The organism is Brevibacterium sp. S111, assembly GCF_004745075.1.
Lineage (GTDB): Bacteria > Actinomycetota > Actinomycetes > Actinomycetales > Brevibacteriaceae > Brevibacterium.
Genome location: NZ_RHFH01000003.1, coordinates 88,117 through 110,147, shown reverse-complemented (window position 1 = coordinate 110,147; position 22,031 = coordinate 88,117). Strand labels below are relative to the sequence as shown.

Annotated in this window: 20 protein-coding genes; 8 read left to right on the top strand and 12 right to left on the bottom strand. The window is 65.6% G+C overall.

All coding sequences use genetic code 11. From position 1 onward, the window contains the following. Window positions 1-99 precede the first annotated feature (99 nt). From EB836_RS04730 to EB836_RS04720, 3 genes are all read right to left on the bottom strand, one after another. Entirely contained in the window at window positions 100-1,413 is a 1,314-nt protein-coding gene (locus tag EB836_RS04730) for an MFS transporter (RefSeq protein WP_135538075.1), read from the bottom strand. Window positions 1,414-1,502: 89 nt separating this feature from the next. Continuing rightward, window positions 1,503-2,882 (bottom strand): LLM class flavin-dependent oxidoreductase, encoded by a 1,380-nt coding sequence (locus EB836_RS04725; protein ID WP_135538073.1) that lies wholly within the window; start codon window positions 2,880-2,882, stop codon window positions 1,503-1,505. Between the two features lie 55 nt (window positions 2,883-2,937). Next, entirely contained in the window at window positions 2,938-4,269 is a 1,332-nt protein-coding gene (locus EB836_RS04720) for an MFS transporter (RefSeq protein WP_240689602.1), read from the bottom strand. A 318-nt stretch (window positions 4,270-4,587) separates the two neighbouring features. On the opposite strand from EB836_RS04720, the gene EB836_RS04715 reads away from it, so the two are divergent. After that, window positions 4,588-5,118, top strand: coding sequence for a flavin reductase family protein (locus EB836_RS04715; RefSeq protein WP_135538071.1), 531 nt, complete (start codon window positions 4,588-4,590; stop codon window positions 5,116-5,118). A gap of 85 nt (window positions 5,119-5,203) precedes the next feature. Then, a complete protein-coding gene (locus EB836_RS04710) occupies window positions 5,204-6,289 on the top strand; it encodes an Rv2578c family radical SAM protein (protein WP_135538069.1) in 1,086 nt (361 codons plus the stop codon). 100 nt (window positions 6,290-6,389) lie between these two features. On the opposite strand, the gene EB836_RS04705 is transcribed toward EB836_RS04710, so the two are convergent. After that, a complete protein-coding gene (locus tag EB836_RS04705; RefSeq protein ID WP_167854356.1) occupies window positions 6,390-7,046 on the bottom strand; it encodes a TetR family transcriptional regulator in 657 nt (218 codons plus the stop codon). 88 nt (window positions 7,047-7,134) lie between these two features. On the opposite strand from EB836_RS04705, the gene EB836_RS04700 reads away from it, so the two are divergent. Continuing rightward, window positions 7,135-7,905, top strand: coding sequence for a hypothetical protein (locus EB836_RS04700; RefSeq protein WP_205683306.1), 771 nt, complete (start codon window positions 7,135-7,137; stop codon window positions 7,903-7,905). A gap of 89 nt (window positions 7,906-7,994) precedes the next feature. Continuing rightward, window positions 7,995-8,732, top strand: coding sequence for an MgtC/SapB family protein (locus EB836_RS04695; protein WP_135538065.1), 738 nt, complete (start codon window positions 7,995-7,997; stop codon window positions 8,730-8,732). On the opposite strand, the gene EB836_RS04690 is transcribed toward EB836_RS04695, so the two are convergent. Beyond that, a complete protein-coding gene (locus EB836_RS04690; RefSeq protein WP_167854355.1) occupies window positions 8,729-9,406 on the bottom strand; it encodes a TetR/AcrR family transcriptional regulator in 678 nt (225 codons plus the stop codon). The genes EB836_RS04695 and EB836_RS04690 overlap by 4 nt on opposite strands. 52 nt (window positions 9,407-9,458) lie before the next feature. Between EB836_RS04690 and EB836_RS04685 the strand changes: the two genes are divergently transcribed. Both EB836_RS04685 and EB836_RS04680 read left to right on the top strand, forming a co-directional pair. Further along, the gene (locus tag EB836_RS04685; RefSeq protein WP_205683305.1) at window positions 9,459-10,820 is read left to right on the top strand and encodes an ABC transporter permease; all 1,362 of its coding nucleotides are present in this window, start codon (window positions 9,459-9,461) and stop codon (window positions 10,818-10,820) included. After that, complete coding sequence (locus tag EB836_RS04680) at window positions 10,780-11,556, top strand: hydrolase (RefSeq protein WP_135538396.1); 777 nt, start codon at window positions 10,780-10,782, stop codon at window positions 11,554-11,556. The genes EB836_RS04685 and EB836_RS04680 overlap by 41 nt, the downstream gene beginning before the upstream one ends. Before the next feature lie 10 nt (window positions 11,557-11,566). On the opposite strand, the gene EB836_RS04675 is transcribed toward EB836_RS04680, so the two are convergent. The 4 genes from EB836_RS04675 to EB836_RS04660 all read right to left on the bottom strand — a co-directional run bounded on the left by EB836_RS04675 (window position 11,567) and on the right by EB836_RS04660 (window position 16,221). Continuing rightward, window positions 11,567-12,718: an acyl-CoA desaturase gene (locus tag EB836_RS04675; RefSeq protein WP_240689601.1), complete on the bottom strand. Its 1,152-nt coding sequence runs from the start codon at window positions 12,716-12,718 to the stop codon at window positions 11,567-11,569. 113 nt (window positions 12,719-12,831) lie between these two features. Then, on the bottom strand, window positions 12,832-13,506 hold the full coding sequence (locus tag EB836_RS04670; RefSeq protein ID WP_135538061.1) for a response regulator transcription factor: 675 nt from the start codon (window positions 13,504-13,506) through the stop codon (window positions 12,832-12,834). Further along, window positions 13,503-14,765, bottom strand: coding sequence for a histidine kinase (locus tag EB836_RS04665; RefSeq protein WP_135538059.1), 1,263 nt, complete (start codon window positions 14,763-14,765; stop codon window positions 13,503-13,505). Before EB836_RS04665 ends, EB836_RS04670 begins: the two co-directional genes overlap by 4 nt. A 40-nt stretch (window positions 14,766-14,805) precedes the next feature. Continuing rightward, complete coding sequence (locus EB836_RS04660; protein WP_346763073.1) at window positions 14,806-16,221, bottom strand: cytosine permease; 1,416 nt, start codon at window positions 16,219-16,221, stop codon at window positions 14,806-14,808. 425 nt (window positions 16,222-16,646) lie between these two features. On the opposite strand from EB836_RS04660, the gene EB836_RS04655 reads away from it, so the two are divergent. Continuing rightward, window positions 16,647-17,918, top strand: a complete 1,272-nt coding sequence (locus tag EB836_RS04655) for an SLC13 family permease (protein WP_135538057.1) — start codon at window positions 16,647-16,649, stop codon at window positions 17,916-17,918. 36 nt (window positions 17,919-17,954) lie between these two features. On the opposite strand, the gene EB836_RS04650 is transcribed toward EB836_RS04655, so the two are convergent. The 3 genes from EB836_RS04650 to EB836_RS18120 form a co-directional block, all read right to left on the bottom strand. After that, window positions 17,955-19,460, bottom strand: a complete 1,506-nt coding sequence (locus tag EB836_RS04650) for an acetyl-CoA hydrolase/transferase family protein (protein ID WP_135538055.1) — start codon at window positions 19,458-19,460, stop codon at window positions 17,955-17,957. A gap of 130 nt (window positions 19,461-19,590) precedes the next feature. Further along, window positions 19,591-20,724, bottom strand: a complete 1,134-nt coding sequence (locus tag EB836_RS04645; RefSeq protein WP_346763072.1) for a formylglycine-generating enzyme family protein — start codon at window positions 20,722-20,724, stop codon at window positions 19,591-19,593. Between the two features lie 100 nt (window positions 20,725-20,824). Next, window positions 20,825-20,968, bottom strand: coding sequence for a GPGG-motif small membrane protein (locus EB836_RS18120; protein WP_167854354.1), 144 nt, complete (start codon window positions 20,966-20,968; stop codon window positions 20,825-20,827). 305 nt (window positions 20,969-21,273) lie between these two features. Here EB836_RS18120 and EB836_RS04640 point away from each other — a divergent pair, with 305 nt between their 5' ends. Then, window positions 21,274-22,002: a CDP-alcohol phosphatidyltransferase family protein gene (locus EB836_RS04640; protein WP_167854353.1), complete on the top strand. Its 729-nt coding sequence runs from the start codon at window positions 21,274-21,276 to the stop codon at window positions 22,000-22,002. The last annotated feature ends 29 nt before the right edge of the window (window positions 22,003-22,031 follow it).

Genomic DNA, 22,031 nt, shown 5'->3' with positions numbered 1-22,031 from the left:
GTATGACTCCGTCGTCGCTGAGGGTCGGTTCCGGCCGTCACACTTCGTCACCGATGCGACGAGCACGGCCGGCCCCCGCGGTTCTTCACCGACGCCGGCTCAGACGAGAGCGTGCCCGCGCTTCTCCGGAAGCAGGAACATGGCGAGGAACTGGATGACGTAGATGGTCGGCAGCAGCGCCAGTGCGAATCCGAAGCCCAGGGATCCGGCCAGCACAGCGATGACGACGGGGGCCAGGCCGCCGATGGCTCGGCCGATGTTGAAGATGACGTTCTGGGCCGTGGCGCGGACTTCGGTCGGGTACATCTCCGCGAGCAGCGCCCCATGGCCGCCGAGCATGCCGTTGGCGAAAGCGCCCATGAAGAACCCTCCCGCGAGCAGCGCTGTCGGGTCACTGAGCTGGCTGTAGACGAGGATCGTGACGATCGCCCCGGACTGGAAGATCCAGAAGGCGGGTCGACGCCCGAGGCGGTCGGCGAACTGTCCGAAGATGAGGATTCCCGCGAGCATGCCCATCACGGTCACGCCCGTCCACAGGGAGCCCTTCGTGATGCCGAGTCCCATCTGCTCCGAGAGGTAGTTCGGCAGCCAGGTGATGATGCCGAAGTACCCGAAGTTCTGCACGCTGGTGAGGACCGTCAGGGCGAAGGTGATCGTCACTGTCTCCCGGTCTTTCGCCAGGGCGCCGATCTTCGCGGCGAAGGACTCTCGGACTGCTGCCGAGGATTCCCGCGAGGAGGCCGCGGGCCCCGCCCCGGAACCTGCCTCCTCATCGACGTCGGCTTCGGCGGTCTGCTCCTGCGCCCGGACGAAGGCCTCGGGTTCGCCGACGCCGCGGCGGACGAAGAAGACGTAGACGGCGGGGAAGAGTCCGATGACGAACAGCGCCCGCCACCCCCACCAGGCGATGACGGGAGCAGAGACGACAGCGGCAGCGAACACACCGAGCTGGAATCCCACCCCGACCCATGAGGTGGCCCGGGCACGCTGGTCGGCTCGCACCGCCTCGGCGGCCAGGGCCATCCCGATGCCGAACTCACCGCCGATGCCGATTCCGGCGACGAACCGGTACGCCGCAAGATCCCAGTACCCCTGGGCCAGGGCTGAGAGCCCGGTGAACACGGCGAAGATGAGCACCGTCCACGTGAGCACCCTGACTCGACCGTGTCGGTCGGCCAGCGCGCCGAAGACGATTCCTCCGACCACGGCGCCGAGCAGAGTGATCGTCGACAGAGATCCCGCTTCGACGTCGCTGAGTCCGAAGGAGGCGATGATGCCGGAGAGAGCGAAGCTGAGGATGAGGAGGTCGAAGCCGTCGAGTCCGTAGCCGACGGCGGCGGCGAACAGCGCCTTGCGTCGGTATCCGCGATCCTCGGCGATGTCGGTGGTGGTCAGCGGCGTCGATGCACTCATGCGGTCTCTGTTCGGTCGACGGATCGGAAAACGGCCGCAGACCATTATGCCCCACGGCCGCTTCCGGCACCCGGCTCACTCCGTCGCGGTCAGACGCGCGCACCCTCCCCGAGGCGGTACCGAGCTCCCGTGTGATCGTCGGCCAGTCGTGGCCCGGACCCGGTGAGCTGCTCACGCACCGTGGCTCCGGCGACGGGTTCGGGCAGGAGGCCGCGGCGGCGCAGTTCGGGTGAGACGTATTTCGTGAAACGTTCGGCGTCGGCCGGTCGGACGGCGGCCGCGATGTTGAAGCCGTCGATATCGGCTTCGTCCATCCACCGCTGGAATTCGTCGACGACCGTGGCAGGCGATCCGGTGATGACCGGTCCTCGGCCGCCGAGGGCGACGAACTCCGCGAGGTCGCGAATGGTCCACGGCTTGTCTCCGGCCATGGTGGTGAAGGAGGCGAGCGCGGACTGGTTGGCATCGGTGGCCACATATTCGAGGGTGTCGTCGGGCGAGGCCCCGGAGAGGTCGACGCCGGTCCACCCGCCGAAGAGGGAGAGCGCGGATTCGGTGTCGACATAGCGGCGGTAGTCGGCCAGCCGAGCCTCTGCGGCTTCATCGGTTTCGTCGACGATGACGGTGGCCAGGGCGAAGATCTTCACGGCGTCTCGGTCCCGTCCGCGTTCCTCGAGTCCGTCACGGACCTTGTCGACCCAGCTGCGCAGGATCTGCGGTGTCGGACCGGAGAAGAAGATCGCCTCGGCGTGGTCGAGGGCGAACTCCTGTCCGCGCTTCGAGGCTCCGGCCTGGAACAGCAGCGGGGTGCCCTGCGGGCCCGGGACGGCGAGCGCCTGGCCGGGCACGGTGAAGAACTTGCCGTCGTGGCCGATGTCGCGGACTTCGGCGGGGTCGACGAAGACGTTCTCCTCGGCGTCGGCCGTGAGCGCCTCGGGGGTGATCGAGCCTTCGAAGAGCTTGTACATGACTTCCATGAACTCATCGGCTCGGTCGTAGCGTTCGTCGTGCGGGATCTGCCCGTCCAGCCCGAGGTTGCGGGCGGCGGATTCGACATAGCTGGTGACGATGTTCCATGCCACTCGTCCGTTCGTGAAGTGGTCGAGAGTGGTCAGGGTGCGGGCGAGCAGGTAGGGCTTCTCATACGTCACCGATGCGGTGACGCCGAAGCCGAGCGTCGTCGTCGCTGCGGCCATGGCGGGCACGGCGACCAGCGGGTCGAGCAGCGGGAACTGGACTCCCCCGCGGTTGGTGACATCAGCATTGCCGCCGTAGACATCGTAGACGCCGAGGATGTCGGCGAGGAACAGGGACGAGAACCCGCCTTCTTCGAGGGTCTGTGCCAAGTCGGTCCAGTAGGACAGCTGAGTGAAGTCCTCGACGCGCGATTCCGGATGGCGCCACAGTCCGGGTGACTGGTGGACGGGGGTCATCATGTCGAAGGCGTTGAGCTGGATCGGTTTCGTCATCGAGAGTCTCCTGTGTCGGTGATTCGTGGTGCTGGTGCAGATGTGTGTCGCCTGTTCAGGCCGGGGTGCGGGAGAGCTCTCGGGCCGGGTCCTTCGCCGCCACGGCGGCGATGAGCGAGAGCAGGCACAGCAGGGTGAGGTATCCGCAGATGAGCCACGGAGTGTAGCCGCCGGCGACGTAGAGCAGGGCTGCGACCATCGGCATGATTCCACCGCCGATGACGGTGCCCAGCTGGTAGCCCATGTTCACGCCCGAGTAGCGGACCTCGATGGGGAACTGCTCAGCGAACCATGCGGCCTGCGGCCCGTAGATCGCATCGTGGGCGAGGTTCATGCCGAGGATGACGATGAGGGGAAGAAGGCTCAGCGGACCTGCGTCGAGGTAGGCGAAGAAGAGCCACCCGAAGACGGCCACGCCGATGATGCCGCCGATGGTCACCGGCTTCCGGCCGAGTCGATCGGAGACCCAGCCCCAGGCCGGCCCCGTGACGAGGCCGATGCCCGAGGCGATCATCACGGCCGTCACCCCCGAGGTCGAGTCGCCGCGGTTCTCGGTCAGGTAGCTGAGCATGTAGACGGTGATGAGGTAGAAGACGCTGTTCTGCGCCAGTCGCAGTCCGATCGTGACGAGCAGGACGCGCGGGTGGGCGGTGAGGACTTCACGCAGCGGTGCCTTCGCAACCTGGCCGGAGTCCTTGAGCTCTTGGAATTCCGGGGCGTCGGAGACGCCGAGGCGGATCCACAGTCCCAAGGCGACGAGGAGGGCGGAGGCGAGGAACGGGATGCGCCAGCCGAAGGATTCGAACTGCTCCGTGCTCAGCAGGTTCTGCACGAGGAAGAAGGCGCTGGTCGCCAGCAGCATTCCCGCCGCCGAGCCGATCTGGGTGAATGAGCCGAAGAGTCCGCGCTTGCGTGCCGGTGCATGTTCGACCGACAGCAGCGCCGATCCGCCCCATTCGGCTCCGGCCGACAGACCTTGGACGATGCGCAGCACGACGAGGGCCCCGGCCGCCCACCAGCCGATGGTCGCGAAGTTCGGCACCAGGCCGATGAGAGTCGAGGCGATGCCCATCGACAGCAGGGACACGACGAGGAGGGCCTTGCGTCCGACCCGGTCGCCGAGGTGGCCGGCGATGATGCCGCCCAACGGACGGGCGAAGAACCCGACCGCCAGGGTGGCGAAGGAGGCCAGGCGACTGCCGAGTTCGCTGTCGGAGGGGAAGAACTGGACATTGAAGATCAGCGCCGCAGCGGTGCCGTAGAGGTAGAAGTCGTACCATTCGATCGTCGTACCGGCGAAGGCCGAGGCCAACACCCGCTTCTTTCCCGCCAGCAGCCGCCGAGGCGGGGCCTGCGTCATCGGCTCGGTGACCGGACTCTGTGTCATGGCCTGCTCCTGTGCGCCCGAATGGGCATGTCGTATCGGTGTTCAGTGTCGGTTTCGCTGAGCAATCTATGCTTTGCGGCTCGGGGTCCGCCGTGCACGTCGTCACGACCCGACACCGTCCGTCACATGGGGTCACACGTCGTCGTCATATGACCTCGACCGCTGCATCTGGCGTCACAGTTTGCGATGATCGTCTCCGACGGCCTCACACAGGGGCCGTCACGCAGAACCGACAGTCAACCGAGCGATCCGCGCCGGAGCCCGCACTCGCGGGAAACTCCGATGAGCATTGCTCAACAGAGCAGCAGAGGTGAAGGAATGACGATCCTGGCAGACCCCACCACCACACATCCGTCGAGGGCGAACCAGGTCACCCCGGAAGCACTTCGCGAGACGTTCTCCCACTTCCCGCAGGGGGTCGCCTTCCTCGGCGCCGAAGTCGACGGGACCCCGCTCGGGCTCGTCGCCTCCACCCTGACCGTCGGCGTCTCGCTGACTCCCCCGCTGGTCAGCATCGCCGTGCAGAACTCCTCGACGACCTGGCCCACCCTGCGCCGCGCCCCGGAACTGGGCATCTCACTGCTCGGCACGGACCAGGAATCCTTGGCCCGGCAACTGGCCTCGAAGGATCGCAGCCGTCGATTCGCCGGGGTCGACCCCGAAGTCACCGCCGCCGGCGGGCTGACGATCCCGGACAGTTCGGCATTCCTCTGGACTCGCCTCTACAACGAAGTCGAAGCCGGCGACCACACCATCGCGCTGCTCGAGATCCTCGGCACCTCCAACGAGGACGGCCCCGAGGCACTGGTCTTCCACCGCAGCGCCTTCAAGGGCATGCGCACTCCCTGACACCTCCCCTGCGGCACCGGCCTCACCGGGCCGCTCGCCGGGCCTCACTCTTGACGCTCATTCGAACTCGTGTTCGAATTGGGCCATGAGGTGGAACGAACTGACCGATGACGCTGGCCCGAGTGCTCCCGACCTGTTCGGAGTGAAAGGACTCGTGCGCAGCGTGCGGACACCGGAGTTCGCCGGCATCACCTTCCACGAGGTGCTCGCGAAGTCGGCTCTGAACAAGGTGCCGAAGTCCAGCTCGATGCCTTTTGCCTGGACGGTGAATCCGTATCGCGGGTGCTCCCACGCCTGCGTGTACTGCTTTGCCCGCAACACCCACCGCTACCTCGATTTCGACCCCGGGACGGACTTCGACCGCCAGGTCATCGTCAAGATCAATGCCCCCGAGGTGCTCACCGCAGAACTCGCGAAGCCGAAGTGGACCCGCGAACTCGTCGCTCTGGGCACGAACACCGATCCGTACCAGCGCGCCGAGGGCCGATACAGTCTGATGCCCGGAATCATCAGCGGGCTGGCCGAGCACGGCACCCCGATGTCGATCCTCACCAAGGGCACGCTGCTGCGCCGAGACCTTCCGCTCCTGTCCCGCGCCGCCGAAGACGTCCCCGTGGAGATCAGCATGTCCTTCGCCGTCCACAACGACGCGCTGCAGCAGACGATCGAACCGGGCACCCCGACGACCGCCGCCCGGCTGGCTACAGTGAGGGCGGCAGCCGAACTCGGATTCGACGTCACCGTCTTCCTCATGCCGGTGATGCCCAAACTCACCGATTCGCTGGACCATCTGGACGCGGCGCTCAGAGCGATCCGAGACGCCGGTGCCGCCCGGGTCGTCTACGGGGCACTGCACCTGCGGCCGGGCGCACGCGAATGGTTCTTCGAGTGGCTCGAACGCGAACACCCCGAACTCCTCCCCCGGTACCGGCGCATGTACGCCACGTCCTCCTACGCGTCGAAGGACTACCGTCGGTGGCTCGCCGAGCGCATCAACCCACTCATTGACCACTACCGACTGCGGGGGTCGAGCGATGATGACCATCCCGCGACGCAGAAGGCACAGACGACGGGGACCCGCGGACACGAGGAGACGCAATCCGCGCCCGGGAGAAGACTCGCGATTTCACCGGCGAGCTGGACTCCCCCGCCGCAGGAAGCGCTCTTCTGATCGGAAACCGCCCCTGGAGCGCGGGCCTCCACGACCACCTGCGTCACCGGCAGGCACCGCACAGCCGTCACCCGAGGGCTCCTGCCGAACTTCGTCCCGGTCAGATCAAGGGCTTCGCAGGATAGCGGACGAGCCCGTCGGGGGCGGTCACGGGGGCGGCGAGCATGCCGGCCGCCGCATCGATGAGGAAGCGCCCGACCTGCTCCCAGGTGCCCTGGTGAGATCCCTCGGCCATCTTCTCCTCCTGGTCCGCACACACGCCGATGACCATGTGCGCGAGCAGATAGGCGCGTCCGCGCAGAACGCCTTCCGGGATGCCCTCTTCCTCGCCGTTGATGAACCTGATGTCATCGGGGACGCCGAACTCGTCCATCACAGCCTTCGCGACTTCGACCGCCGAGGGCACTGATCGCAGCTGGGAGAGGAACTGCGCACGCCAGCTCGGACGGGGTTGGTCGTCAAGGAGTTCGAACAGCGGACGCAGACGGCACTGAACATATTCACGGATTCCGGGCGATTCTCCCAGCTCGGCCAAGAGCGCGTCCCTGCGCTCCGCCATCTCGTCGAGGTGGCGGGTGACGAGCGCACCGAGCAGACCGTCGCGCCCGCCGAAGTGATAGGCGATCGCCGAATGATTCGCGGCTCCCGCATAATCGACGATCCGCCGATTCGACACCGCATCGATGCCATACCGAGCAAACAGCTCCTCGGCTGCATTGAGCAGCGCCTCGCGTGCCCTGTCGCTCTGCCTGCCCATCAACCCGTCCTTCATCAGCGTCGTCGTCCCTCAGCCGAATCGCCCTTCCGAAGGAAGCGGTGCGCCGCCGAAGGAGGGACCCGTCGTCATGTATGTGGCCATGGGGTGGGTCCTCGCCGGATTCATGGTCGTCATCGTGGCCGCGAACGCGAACCCCTGGACCCGCCCGCTCAAACGGATGATCCCGATCATCCTCATCTACGCCCCCTTCATGTCACTGGTCGTCGCCCTCATCGCCGGACCGATCACCGGCGCGGTCGACGGCCACTTCGCGGCCCTGTGGGGTGCGGGAATCGTCGCGATTCCGTGCATCTCGATGTTCGCGATGGTCTTTGAACGGCTGATCGGGATGTTCGCCATCATCCCCGTCATCGGCACCCTCATGTTCGCCGGTGTGCCCGCGTCGAACGGTGCTCTCTCGGAGTACATGGTGCCCTCGTTCTTCGCGACCCTGCACGACTTCCTGCCGGTGGCCGCGTCGGTCGAGACGATCCGCTCGATCCTCTACTTCGACGGCAATGTCGTCGCCGAGCATCTGCAGGTCCTCGGCCTCTGGGGCCTCGTATCCCTGGCTCTGGTGTTCCTCATCGACGGCATCAAGCCGCCGCGCACGGAGCACGACTTCGGAAACCTGCACCTGGAACGCGAGAGGGAGAGGAACAAGGAGGGCCGCCACCGTGCGCTCGAGTCGGGGCAGCACCCAGGCGAGTGGGAATCCGAGACCGTGCAGGGCTCGATCGTCGAGGACGAGGCAACACCCGAGCCCGGCCCCTCGCACGCGCCGACCGCGGGTGACGGCCTGAAGCGCCCCACCTCCGAGGCGGCCGATGAGCAGGAGCGGATCCCCTCCACCGTCTGAGTTCGAGACCGGCCACGAGTGCCGCATCGAACACGACCGACAAACCCCCGGGCTGTCGGTCGTGTTCGTACCGGACTAATGTGAGGTGAATGATGAGTGTCTCAGATTTCTTCGGCTCCACGAGCCTGCAGGAAGCCGAGTTCCTTCTGGTGAGCTTCGTCCTGTGCTCCCTCATCGGGTTCGAGCGCCAGTTCCGGCAGAAGAGCGCCGGCTACCGCACGCATGTGCTGGTGGGCATCGGCACCTGCGTATTCACCCTGGTTTCGGCCTATGGATTCGCGGGAGTGCTCGAGAACGATGTCCGGCTCGACCCGTCGAGGATCGCGGCGCAGATCGTTTCGGGCATCGGATTCCTCGGCGCCGGGGTGATCTTCAAGGGCCGCAACATGGTGCGCGGCCTTACCACCGCCGCGACGATCTGGGTGACCGCCGCCGTGGGCATGGCCTGTGGTGCCGGCATGCTGTCACTAGCCACGATGCTCACCGCTCTCCATTTGTTCACCCTCTTCGTCATCGCCCCGCTCATCCGGCGCATCCCCGACAGCGACCACAAGAAGCTGCTGCGGATCACCTACAAGGACGGGTCCGGAGTGCTGCGCGACGTCCTTGGGGTGGCGAGCAGGATGGGATTCTCGAACACCATCGTCGACACGAAGCGCTTCGAGGACGAGAACGGAGTGCGGATGGTCCAGATCGACGGCAAGTTCGAAGGCAAACCGCCGCTGCACCTCCTCGTTCCGCAGCTCATCGAGCTGCCGGGTGTGGACAAGGTGAGCATGCGCGAAGACCGCGTGCACTCCGTCGATGCCGACGGCGACTCCGTCTAGCGCAGACCGGGATCGAGGGATTCCGGTGACGCGCTGCATTCGAGTTGGGCGAGCATCGCCCTGAACCCGGCGCCGACAGATGCCCGCGCGCTCGGCCCGAAGACCGTGGTCTGCACGACGGCGCCTTGCATCATCGCCAGGATGGCAGGAGCCAGTTCACGGGCCCTGAGCTCCGCAGCGTCGCCGTCCATGCCTGCCGAGCGCCGGAAATAGGCTCGGAGGTAGTCCGTGAAGAGCCCCAACAGAGATTCGAAGATCGTTCCCGCTATCTCAGCGAAGTCCTTGTCGTGGGCGGACTCGCCCCATATCTGAAGCAGGGTCGGGGCGAGGGGGTCGTCGTCGAGGAGAGAGTCGAGCAGGGGCGGAAACACCTCCCGGGGTGCCGGAACCTCCGCGGCATCGCCGAAGTCCTCAAGGCCTGCCACACGCTGCTCCATCACGCGACGCCCGACGTCGGTCGTGAGCTCGGCCTTCGAGGAGTAGTAGACATAGACAGCGCCGGCGGAGAGGCCCGCCTCCTTGACGATATCAGCCATTGAGGTCCGGCCGAACCCCTTGCGAGCGATGCACGCCAACGCCGCATCCTGAATCCGCAGGCGCATCGCCTGTCTGTGCTCTTCGGTGACCTTCGGCACTGCTCCCCCAAAAACGAATGACCATTCTTGATAAATCATATCGGAAAGAGTAAAAAGAACGAGCATTCGTTTTCGACGATTGGACACTCTCATGGCCACGAGAATTCTCCGCAGTTCGGAGAGCACGAACCTCCCCGCCGCTGGCCGCGGCGATGACGGCACTTCCGACCGCCTGTCCGCCGAGGCCGATTCGAGGCTGCCCGAGCACAGCATCGGGCGCGCGATCGGTATCGCCGTATTCGCCGCGGCGATCGTCAGCCTCATCCTCCTCGCCTTCAGCTGGCCGACCGTCACCTCGGATCCGAAGGATCTGCCGATCGCCGCGGTCGGCGATCAGGAGCAGATCGACGAAGTGACCGAAAACGCACCGGACGGGATGCTCGATCTCAAGGACGCCGATTCCCGGGCCGAGGCCGAGACGATGATCCGAGACCGGGACGTCTACGGCGCCCTCGTCCTCGGCGACGAGCCGGAGATCCTCGTCTCATCAGCGGCCTCGCCCGCTGTCGCGCAGCAGCTGCGGGCGATGGCCTCGACGATGCAGCAGCAGATCGACAAGCAGGCGATCTCGGGCTTGCAGGACGGGCTCGAGCAGATGCAGGACGCACTCAAGGCTGCCTCACAGCCTGCGGCCGGAACACAGCCCGGACAGCCGGGTGAGGGGCCGCAAGCCGACCGGCAGCCTGCCGATGCCTCGGCGATCGAGGTTCCTCAGGTCGAAGTCACCGATGTCGTGCCTCTGTCCGATGACGATTCGACCGGGGCGGGACTGGCCATCGCCGGGCTGCCGCTGACCATCGGAGGCATCATCGGAGGCGTGCTCACCTGCATGCTCGTCCACTCGCGACGGATGCGGGCGGTCGCCGTCGTCGTCTACGGAGCCGTCGGCGGTCTGGCACTGACCCTCATCCTCCAGTCGTGGTTCGGAATCCTCCAGGGCAACTTCGGGCTCAATGTCCTCGCCGCCGGTCTCGCAGTCGCATCGACTGCAGCACTCATCAACGGATTCGTCTCACTCATCGGGACGACCGGCATCGCTGTCGGTGCGATCCTCACGATGTTCATCGGCAACCCGATCTCATCGCTGCAGCAGCCGAAGGAGTTTCTCGTCGGCGCCTGGGGCGATATCGGGCAGTTCTTCGTTCCGGGTGCGGCGGGCACGCTTCTGCGCGATCTCTCCTATTTCCCCGACTCGCCCACGGCGGCGCAGTGGTGGGTGCTCCTCGGATGGTTCGCCCTCGGCATCGTCCTCATCATCGTCGGCCATCTCCGCGCGCATGCGAAGAAGCTCAGCGGTCCTGGGACTGTACTCGTGGACAGCGGCATCGGGGACTATCCTCGAGACAGGAGGTGGCACGGAGATGAGCGCACTGACCGATGTGACGATCTGCAGGACCTGCGGGGTGGAGACGATGGCCCCTCTGCCGCAGCAGTGTCCGATCTGCGCCGATGAGCGCCAATGGATGCCCGATCAGGGACAGATCTGGACGACCCGTGAACAGCTCGAGTCCGAGGGCCACCGCGTCTCCATCTCCGAACGCGAGCCCGGACTCTACGCGCTGCGGGTCGAACCGAAGCTCGGCATCGGCCAGACCTGCTACCTCGCGCAGACCGCCGAGGGGAACCTCCTCTTCGATGTCCCCCCGTACATCGACGCCGAGGCCGTCGCTGCGGTGGCCGAGCTCGGCGGAGTGCAGGCCATCGCTGCCAGCCACCCGCACATGTTCGGACTCCAGCTCGAGTGGAGTGCCGCGTTCGGCGCGGCACCCGTCTTCGTCTGCCGAGCCGATGCCGAGTGGCTCCAGCGCACAGATGAGAGGATCTGGAAGTACTATCACGAGACCCGACCGCTGCCCTCAGTCACTCTGCAGCGCGTGGGCGGACATTTCGCCGGCAGCGCGATCGCACTGTGGCGCGGCCAAGACGGTGTCGGGGTCATGCTCAGCGGCGATTCGATCGGTCCCGTGGCCAGACAGGGATGGGTGACCTTCATGCGCAGCTTCCCGAACTATCTGCCGCTGTCGGCGAATGTCGTCCGACGCATCGCCGCCTCGGTGGCGGATCTCGATTTCGATCGGATGTACGGCAACTTCGGCCAAGTCATCTCGGCCGGGGCGCATTCAGCGGTGCAGACCTCGGCGCAGCGCTATGCTGAGTGGGTATCCGGCGCCCACGACGACCTCACCTGAGGCCGGGTGCTCAACGTGAACGGAACTGCGCGGTGACCGGGCAGTCGAAGGGATCCGCCTGGCCGAGACCGACTCGGTTGAGGTAGCGGACGATGATGCCGAAAGACTCGAACAGCGTCGTCTCCGTGTACTTGATGCCCTTCTCACGGCAGTACTCGCGAACCATGGGCTGGACCTTGTGCAGGTTGACGCTCGGCATGCTCGGGAACAGGTGGTGTTCGATCTGGTAGTTGAGTCCGCCCATGAGGAAGCCCATCGGGCGTCCACCGGAGATGTTGCGTGACATGAGTGTCTGACGGCGCAGGAAGTCGATCTTGACGTCTTTGGGAACGATCGGCTGGCCCTTGTGGTTGGGGGCGAAGGAACCGCCCATGTGGATGCCGAAGACCGCGAGCTGGACGAGGAAGAACACGCTGCCGACCACGGGACCGGCGGCCCAGATCGCGAGGGCGGGAAACCCGATGATCCGAACGGCGATGAGGATGCCCTCTGTCCAACGACGCTTGATCGATGACTGTCCCTTGAGGATGGCCTGGACCGACTGCACATGCAGCTGCAGTCCAGCCAGAGTCAGCAGCGGGAAGAAGGCCCATCCCTGCCGAGCGGCGAACCATTTGGCGAAGCCGGTGCGCTTCTGCGCATCTTCGGCCACGAACACGAGAGTTCCCGGTGCGATGTCGCCGTCGACACCGGCCTTGTTCGGGTTGGCGTGGTGGAGAGCATTGTGCTTCTTCAGCCACCAGCCGTAGCTCAGCCCGATGAAGAGGTTGCCGATGATCGTCGACACCCACTCCCCCACCTTGCCGTTGGTGAAGATCTGACGGTGGGCAGCATCGTGGGCGACGTAGGCCGTCTGGGTGAACAGCGCGCCGAAGTAGACCGCGGTCGCGATCTGCCACCAGCTGTCGCCGAGCAGGAAGAGCACGGCGAAGCCGACGATGTAGGCCACTGCGAGGAGGCTGAATCGCAGCACGTTCCAGCCCGGGCGCCGGGCCAGCAGTCCGGCCTCTTTCACCTGGGCCATGAGCGCGCTGAAGTCGCTGGTGAATTCCTGCTCCGCGGTGCCGCGCTTGGCACGCCTCCGTTCGAGCACCTCGGCGCGGGCGGAGGGATTCGCGGCCGGCGTCGGGAGGGAGGTGGTGAGCATGTCGGAGGAGTTCATATCCTCAACGCTATAGTGCGCTGCCTGCCTGCGCGTCACCCTACGGTGCCGTTTCGGCCCCCTACCCGGGTAGGGGGTGACAGCAGGGGACTGTGGAACCTCGGAACTCGGACTCAGCTGCCGGGAACGACGAGACCTGATTCGTAGGCTGCGATGACGGCCTGGGCCCGGTCGCGAGCGTCGAGTTTGTACAGGATGCGGGAGACGTGCGTCTTCACGGTCTGCACGGCGATGACGAGTGCACCGGCGATCTCGGTATTGGATTCCCCGCGGGCGACACGCACGAGGATCTCCCGCTCGCGATCGGTCAGCTCCGGCAGTTCTGCGAGGTTCGGCGGCTGAGGCGTCTGTGGGATCGTTGCGAAGTGTTCGATGACCCGTTTCGTAACGCTCGGGGCGAGCAGGCCCTCGCCGGAGGCGACGATGCGGACTGCCTCGGCGAGTTCATCGGGTGGAGCGTCCTTGAGCAGGAATCCGCTGGCGCCGGCCCGTATCGCATCGAAGACGTAGTCGTCGATGTCGAAGGTGGTGAGCATGATGATCCGCGGTCCCGTCGCCGAGGTGGCCGGGGAATCCGCGACGATCGTCCGGGTCGCTTCGATGCCGTCCATCGTCGGCATCCGCACGTCCATGAGGACGATGTCCGGCCGCTGCTCGGCAACCAGCGCCACGCATTCGCGACCGTCTTGGGCCTGGCCGACGACATCGAGGTCGGGGTGGGCGTCGAGCAGCGCTGCGAACCCCGCCCTGACCATGGCCTGGTCATCGGCGATGATGATGCGGATCATGCGCGCTCGTCTCTCTTCGATTGGGGTTCGGTCAGGCTCAGGGGCAGCACCGCTTCCACTTCGAACCCGCCCGTGCCGGTTTCGCCGCTGCGGATCTCGCCGCCGACGGAGCCGGCGCGTTCGCGCATCCCCACCAGTCCCTGCCCGCGGTGCGATTCGTGCTGGGCGACCTCGCTGGGACCGTCGCCCCGAGTGTTGGTCACCGATATCCGCACCGCACCGCCGCCGCTGCGGATGCGAATGGTGATGTGTGAGTTCCGAGCGTGCCGGATGGCGTTGCTCAGCGCTTCTTGGATGATGCGATAACCGGCGAGTCCGGTGCTTTCGCGCAGCTGAGCCTCGACCGGTTCTCCGCTGCGTTCGAGGGATACGTGGACCCCGGCGTGACGGGCATGGTCGACGAGGGCCTCGACGTCGGAGAGTTTCGGCTGCGGGGCGAGCTCGTGGGTCGAATCATCATTGCGCAGCACGCTGAGCAGACCGCGCATCTCGGTCAGCGCAGCACGGGCCGAGGTCGAGATGTCTTCGAATTCCTTTGTCACGTCCGCGTCGATGCCGGGATGGCGGAATGGTGCACTGGAGGCTTGGATGTTGATGATGGACATGCTGTGGGCGACGATGTCGTGCAGCTCGCGGGCGATCCGGGCCTTCTCCTCGATGGTGACGCGCTTCGAGTGCTCTGCTGCCGTGTTCTCCTGCTCCTGCAGGAGTTGGGAGCGGATGAGATTCCACTGCTGAACGACCACGGCCGCGACGTAGATTCCCCCTGCGATGCAGGCGTAGATCATGATGTTGATGATCGCGGAATCGGAGGATTCGTGGCCAAACAGCCAGCGCCCGATCACCACAGCCAGGACGGATGCGCCGATGCTGCCGAGCACGGCGGAGAGAGCGATGCCCCAGTGCGCGCGCAGACCGATGATGAGGATGACGAGGATCTGCGTGATCAGCGCGGGCACCATCCATGGCCAGGGAGCTCCGGAGATGTGGGACGCGACCAGCGGCAGGGCGGCGCAGGCGAAGGACGAGAGGATGGCCCCGAAGAGCGGACGGAGCATCGACAACGGCATCGTGCCGGCATGGATGAGGCTGAGGCCGAAGGCCAGGGCCACGGGCGCTTCGTAGATGCCGACCGCGATCGAGGATTCGATGGCGACCATGCCGATCGCGGTGATGACGACGGCGATCCATCCCAGAGCCGCAGGGTTGAGCCGGCGGTTCGCGGGCAGGAACCGACCGAACATTTGGTTGACGACCATAGGCAGCGGCTCCCTCCGTGCTTCCGGTCGACTGCTGTGATCAGCGAACCTGGCGCGCTCTTGTCACAGACAATAGCAAACAGCGGACCTCAGCCGCTGATGCGTGCCAGGTGTCCCGCCTCGGCGCCGGCGAACCGGGCGCGACTCGACCATGACAGTCCGAGGTAGAGGAGGAACGAGATGAAGAACGATGGGATGGTCGCCCCGATCGGACTCGGAAAGACGTAGGTGAGCAGGTAGGACACGCACGCGCCGATGCCCCACACGCCGACGGCGACCCAGTTGATTCCGCGGGCATAGGCGTAGAGTCCCCGGAGTCGCGGAGGATGTCCCGGGTGTAGACCCCGCGTTTGATGATGTAGTAGTCGACGATGAGGATCGCGAACACGGGGACGAAGAAGGCGCCGATCATGGTGAGGAAGTCCGTGTACTGGTCGAGCAGCGCCAGCCAGGTCGACCCGATCACCGAGATCGCGCCGAGGATGAGTGCCACCGGCAGGAACTTCAGCTTCGTCCTGCGCTGCGCTCCGACGACGGAGTTGACCATTCCGTAGACCACCATGGTGTTCGTCGCCATCACGGACAGGAAGATGACGATCGCCAGGGCCCATCCGAACTCATCGGCGAGCGCCGTGGGGTCGAAGGGTGCCGGCGCACCCTCGTCGATGAGGATGAAGGTGAAGGCCGTGAGTCCGAGGAGCATTGCCAACACGGTCGAGGTGATGTAGCCGAGTCCCGAACCGACGATCCCCGAGCGCTGACTGCCGGCCAAGCGGTTGAGGTCGCCGGAGAGCACGGTCCATGAGATCGCGGTGGAGATGACGATGTCCAGGGCGAGGACCGGGGTGAAGCCGAGGCCCGGGTCCTTCTCGATCTGCAGATACTCTGCGGTCGAATGGCCGGTGAACGCGACAGCGAACACATAGGCCATGACGAGGAGGATGAGGAGGGCGAACCAGGGCTCGGCCTTCTCGATGCCTTCGTGCCCGAGGATCGCCAGGCCCACGACGAGCGCCTGACAGAGGACGGAGAAGAGGATCGGGTTCGAGAATCCTGTGGTCTGAGCGACGACGTAGTCGACGCTGATTCCAGCGAGCATGGCCTGCACCCAGCTCCACCCCATGAGGATGATGACATTCGCCGCCACCGGCAGATAGCTGCCCTTGGCGCCGAAGGCTCCGCGGGTGATCGCCATAGTGGCGAGCCCGGTGCGGGTGCCGATGTTGCCGATGAGGGTGAGCACGATCGTGCCGAGGACCGTGCCGAGGACGATGACGACGACCGCGGTGGAGAAGTCGACGCCGGGGACGAACAGCGTGCCGGTGAGCATCGTGGTCACGACGAGGTTCGCGGCCAGCCAGATCATGAACATCCGTCTCCCGCTCAGGGTGCCGCGGATGACACCGGAATCCTGCCCGGTCTCCAGGCGGTTCTCGAGTCGGCGGTACCAGCTCACTGTGCAGCCTCCTCGGTGCCGGTGGCCGAGACCGTCGTGAGCACATCGTGCTCGTGAGGTTCTGTGTGGCCATGGTCCCGGCGGTCGGCGCAGGCCGGTGTGGATTCGTTCATGGTCGACGGCGACCTTTCGCAGGCGGAGGGACAGTGGACAGCGCGCGGATCCGGTGGGTCTCACGCACGTTCGGATGAGGCTGACTGCCACACTAACGAGTTTGTGATCGACCGCACTATCCGTCGTGTATGAATTCGGCTCCTGATTGTCCACAGTGGTGATTCAAAAGCTGCAGCACCGCCTCCGAGCTGGCGTGATGAGTTCACATGGCGAATATGGATGTTCGCGCCAGGTGACATGTACTAATTTGAGCCGGGTGCCCGGCGACGGACGGCCCTCGCCGGCTGAAGATCGAAGGAGAAGCTGAGTCTATGAGTCCAGAACTGATCTGCGTGGTCGTCCTCGGATTGATGTTCGTCATCGGAACGTGGAGGGACATCAATATGGGCTTCCTCGGATTCATCGCAGCGGCTGGAGTCGGCGGCCTCGTCCTGCATCAGGCCCCTGAGGAATTCCTTGCCGGTTTTCCCGTCGACCTGTTTCTCACCCTCGTGGGCTTGACCTACCTCTTCGGCTTCGCGCAGAACAATGGAGCCATCGAAGTGATCGTTCACTGGTGTGTGAAGCTCGTCGGTGGGCGCGTCGGTTTCATGCCGTGGATCTTCTTCGCGCTCACTGCGATCCTCATCTCCCTCGGGGCGCTCTTCGCCGTAGCCATCATTGCTCCTTTGGCGCTGTCCTTCGCACGCCGGCATCGGATCAATCAGTTCATGGTCGGTCTGCTCGTCGTGCATGGGGCATTGGCAGGGGCCTTCTCCCCGATCAGCGTCTACGGCATTTTCATCAACGACTATCTGGCGAAGAACGGGCTCACTGCCACACCGCTGTCCTTGTTCCTTGCCCCACTGGCTTTCAACGTCGCCTTTGCCGTGGTCGTCTTCCTCGTCCTCCGGCGCAGGCCGGGATTGCGCGCGGAGGCAGACGACGCCCTGAACCAGGCTGATTCCACCGCGCAGACGGTTGTCGATCCGACCACCCGACTGACACGTTCCCAGATTCCGACGCTGATCGGGCTCACCGCGATGGCTCTGGCCGTGATCGTCTTCGGCTGGGACGTCGGACTCGTGACGATCACGATCTCGATTGCACTCGCTGCCATCGATCCGGCCGCAGGCAAAGCCGCGATGACGCGAGTGTCCTGGCCGATCGTCATTCTCATCTGCGGTGTGCTCACCTATATCGAAGTGCTGCAGGAGGCCGGCACCGTCGAATGGGTGTCCGCTGGCATTTCGGCGATCGGCGTGCCGCTCCTGGCGGCACTGCTCCTGTTCTATATGTCGGGCCTGATTTCGGCCCTGGCTTCGTCTCTGGCCATCATCGGGGTCGTCATTGCCCTTGCTGTGCCGTTTCTGGAATCAGGCGAGGTCCACGTCGGCGGTTTTGTCGCGGCTCTTGCGATTTCCGCAACGATCGTCGACATCAGCCCGTTCTCCACGAACGGCGCGATGCTGCTGGCCAACGTCCATTCGAGCATTCGCGACCACTACTACAAGCAGATGATCGGCTACGCCGGACTCATGTGCCTCATCGGGCCCGGTCTGGCGTGGGCAGTCGCAGCCGTGCCGACGGCGATCGGCAGCTGATATCGGCCCCTCGTCGGAGGGGACCGATACGCCGGCCTACATGTGCCCGCTCGTCTGGAACTTCTCGTGCCAGGACAGAGCCTCGCCGAGGATATGCGGAGTGTGCCGCCCCGTCGGGTTCGCGACGATCGCCCGATCGAGGTAGTCGGTGAGCCGGTCACGATAATCCGGGTGGGCGCAGCTGTCGATGATCCTGCGCGCCCGTGCGACCGGTGGAAGCCCGCGCAGATCCGCCAGCCCCTGTTCGGTCACGAGGATCTGAGTGTCGTGTTCGGTGTGGTCGATGTGGCTGGCGAACGGCACGATCGCGGTGATCGCCCCGCCCTTGGCTTGGGAGTTCGACACGAAGAAGTTGAGGTAGGCGTTGCGGGCGAAGTCGCCGGACCCGCCGATGCCGTTGATGATCGACGAACCGCTCACGTGTGTGGAGTTCACGTTGCCGTAGATGTCGGCTTCGACCATCCCGTTGATCGCGATGATGCCGAGGCGGCGGATGGCTTCGGGATGATTCGACATCTCCTGGGTGCGCAGGAGGATGCGCCCCTTGTACGATTCGATCTTCTCGTTGAATTCCGCGGCTCGCTCGGCGGACAGGGAGAACGCCGTCGCCGATACCGAGGCGAGTCTGCCGCTGTCGATGAGGTCGAGCATTCCATCCTGAATGACCTCGGTATAGGCGGTCAGACCCTCGAATTCGCTGTCGGCGAGGTTGCCCATCACAGCATTGGCGACATTGCCCACTCCCGACTGCAGCGGCAGCAGCTCCGGCGGCAGTCGGTCAGCGGCGATCTCATGGCGGAGGAAGTCCACAAGATGGCTGGCGATCGCCTTCGAATCCTCGTCCGCGGGTTTGAAGGGCAGGTTGCGGTCGGGCGCATTCGTCTCGACGACGGCGACGACCTTTGCCGGGTCGACGCGCAGGTACGGGTCGCCGATGCGCTGCATGGGCTCGAGCAGCTGGATGGGCAGCCGCTCGGGCGGGCGGCGGGTGCCGTAGTAGACGTCGTGGAAGCCTTCGTATCCGCGTGGATGCCAGTCGTTGACTTCGAGGATGACTTTGTCGGCCAGGTCGAGCCAGGTCTTCGAATTGCCCACGGAGCTGCCGGGCACGAGCATTCCGTTGGGCAGAATCGCCGCGACTTCGACGACCGCGACATCGAGGTTGCCGTAGAACCCGAACCAGGCCTGCTGGGCGGAGTGGCTGAGATGGGTGTCGACATAGGCCGTGTCACCGGAGTTGATCGCCGCACGCATGGCCGGATCGGACTGGAAGGGCAGTCGTTTGCTCACCGCCTGCGCCTCGGCGAGCACTCCGTCGAGCTCCGGGGCCGTCGAGGCGCCCGTCCACAGTTCGATCCTGAAGTCGTCTCCGCGTTCATGCGCGGCACGTGCCCGGTCGGCCACCGCTGCGGGCACCGCCTTCGGATAGCCCGAACCGGTGAATCCGCTCATCGCCACGCGCTGGCCGTTGTCGATATGACGGGCGGCGGTCTCAGCGGGGACGGTCTTCGTGCTCAGTTCGGGGCAGGTGATTCTCGACATGGCCTGCAGTCTATCGGGCGCACTCCCGCGGCCGTCGCCGAGGTCGTTCCTACTGCCTGGGAGGGACCGAAGCCGGTGCCCGGCGGCAGGGGGCGTTGTTCGCCGCTCAGCTTGTGCCGATGCCGGGCGCTCAGACCGAATCGATGTCGCGCACCACCCGGAACCCGATGTTCGAGGCCGAGGAGTCCGGGGTGTTCGATGACCTCGCTGCGACTCGGTAGCGGTTGCAGTATGAGTCGTGGCAGAGGAACGAGCCTCCGCGCATGACCCGCTTCTCCCCCGTCTCGGGACCTTGGGGATCGGTCTGGGGCGAGCGCCGATAGTAGTCGCGTTCGAACCAGTCGGCACACCATTCCCAGACGTTGCCGACGGTGTTGAATACGCCCAGCCCGTTGGGTTCGTAATGGCGGGCCGGAGCAGTGCCGATGAACCCGTCGTCGAGGGTGTTCGTGCGGGGGAAATCACCCTGCCAGATGTTGCAGTTCCACTGTCCGTCCACGAGCAGACGGTTTCCCCAGGGGTAGCGTCGGCCCTTGAGTCCGCCGCGGGCGGCGCATTCCCATTCGGCCTCGGTCGGCAGTCGAGTCTCCGACCAGGCGCAGTACGCTTGTGCGTCGTCCCAGCTGATCTGGACGACGGGATGATCACCACGGCCCTCGATCGATGATCCGGGGCCCTCGGGTGCCGCCCAGTGCGCTCCGGAGACTTCGACCCACCAGGGCACGCCCGGGGCCTGTCCGAGAACGTGGCTGTGTGCCTGCGGGTTCGATTCGAGCAGCATCGCGAACACGGCCGAGGTGCCCAGACGCTCAGCTGTGGTGGTGAATCCGGTGTCGGCGACGAACCTGGCGAAATCGTCGTTCGTCACGCTCGTCGTGGCGATGGCGAATGCGCTGAGACTCACCCTGTGGCGCGGGCCCTCCCCGTCTGCCGGGTGGCCGTCGCCGTAGGGGTCCCCCATGTCGAAGTCGCCTCCGGCGCTGACGAAATCGAAGGCGAACCCGGCGAACGCAGCTGGGGTGCTGCCCCGAATTTCACCGAGGGCCTCGCCCGGTGCGGGCTCCTCATGGCGGGCCGCGGAGTCCACATCTGTGTCGGACGGAGCGGTCGCCTCGGCGTTCGTGCCGGGGACGCGACGGGTGGCGGCTGGGGCACAGCATGCGTGCCCGCTCGGCTCCCCGGCCCCGTTCGATTCCTCGGCAGCACTGGGGTCCCGGGTGATGACCCGGTCCCCGGCCGCCTGCGGGTCTCCGCTCTTCGTCACGTGTGAGTGCCCCTTTCGCTCTGGTCCTGCCGACATGGTGCAGGTTCTGGGATCACCCTATGACTTCAGTCGGTGCCGGGGACAGTCCGACGTGTGCGACTCAGGTGAAGACGCTGACTCCGCCGGGGCCGACGAGGCAGCCGACGACGATGAGGACGATGCCCCACAGCAGCTGTTTGCGGAAGATCGCGAAGATGCCGGAGATGACGAGGATCGCTGCGATGATCCAGAGGATGAAAGCCATGATGAGCTCCTAGTTCTGTTGAAACACCTCATTCGAGGTTCGTCCATCCTGACACGGCACAGCACGCTTGCCCAGCCCCTCTTCGGCAACACGCCGTGTCGCATTCGACAGTGATCGTCGTGTGTCTGAGCCGTGACCGGCGAATGACCGGTCCGGTCTCCTCCGGCAATCGTTTCGGCAGCGCCGATTCGGGTCATCCCATCGTCTAGGGTGAGAACGGACAGCCTGCCCGGGCGATCGCAATCTGCGACCGCAGTGTCTGGGTCGAACCGACGGGCGAACGCCAGACGAGAACGGGGACGACGGTGCTGCGGACACGGACGACGACCGGTGCCGATGCCGTCGTGGACGGTCCTCTGCCGTGGTCGCTGCTGGCCGCCTCGGTGATCGTCGCCGCACTCATCGAGCCGTCTCTGCTCTGCGGACTTGCGGCACTGGCGGTCCTGGCCATCGGCGGCGTCGCCCGCCTGCGCCGCGGTGCGCCGTGGACCCCCGCCGACGCGGTCACGGCCACGCGCTTGGGACTCGCCGTCGTCTGCGTCTCTCTGCTCCTCACCGATGGTCCCGGCTTGAGCTGGTCTGCTGTGGCCGTCGGGTCCGCGGCGCTGGCGCTCGACGCCCTCGACGGGTACATCGCCCGCCGCACCCGGGCCACCGAGGCGGGAGCGGCCTTCGATGAGACCGTCGATGCCCTGTTCGTCCTCCTCTTCTCCCTCGCCCTCATCCCGCTGTGGGGTGTGTGGACGGTGCTGCCGGGACTGTACTACTACGTGTTCACTGCGATCACTGCCGTGCGCACGCAATGGCAGCAGAAGCTTCCGTATTCGCGGATGCGCAAGGTCGTGGCAGCGGCGCAGGGCATTCTGCTCATCGCAGCGGGCTCTCCCCCGGCGCAGGCCCATCCATGGTTCGGCTTCGCCTGTGCGGGTGCTGCTGTGACGGCGCTGAGCTGGTCGTTCGGGCGTGACATCGTCTGGCTCGAACGCCACCACTCTGCTGTTCACGACGCTGCTGGACCGGGTCGGCATCCCTGATCACCGCAGGCAACCTGCCTATACTGCAA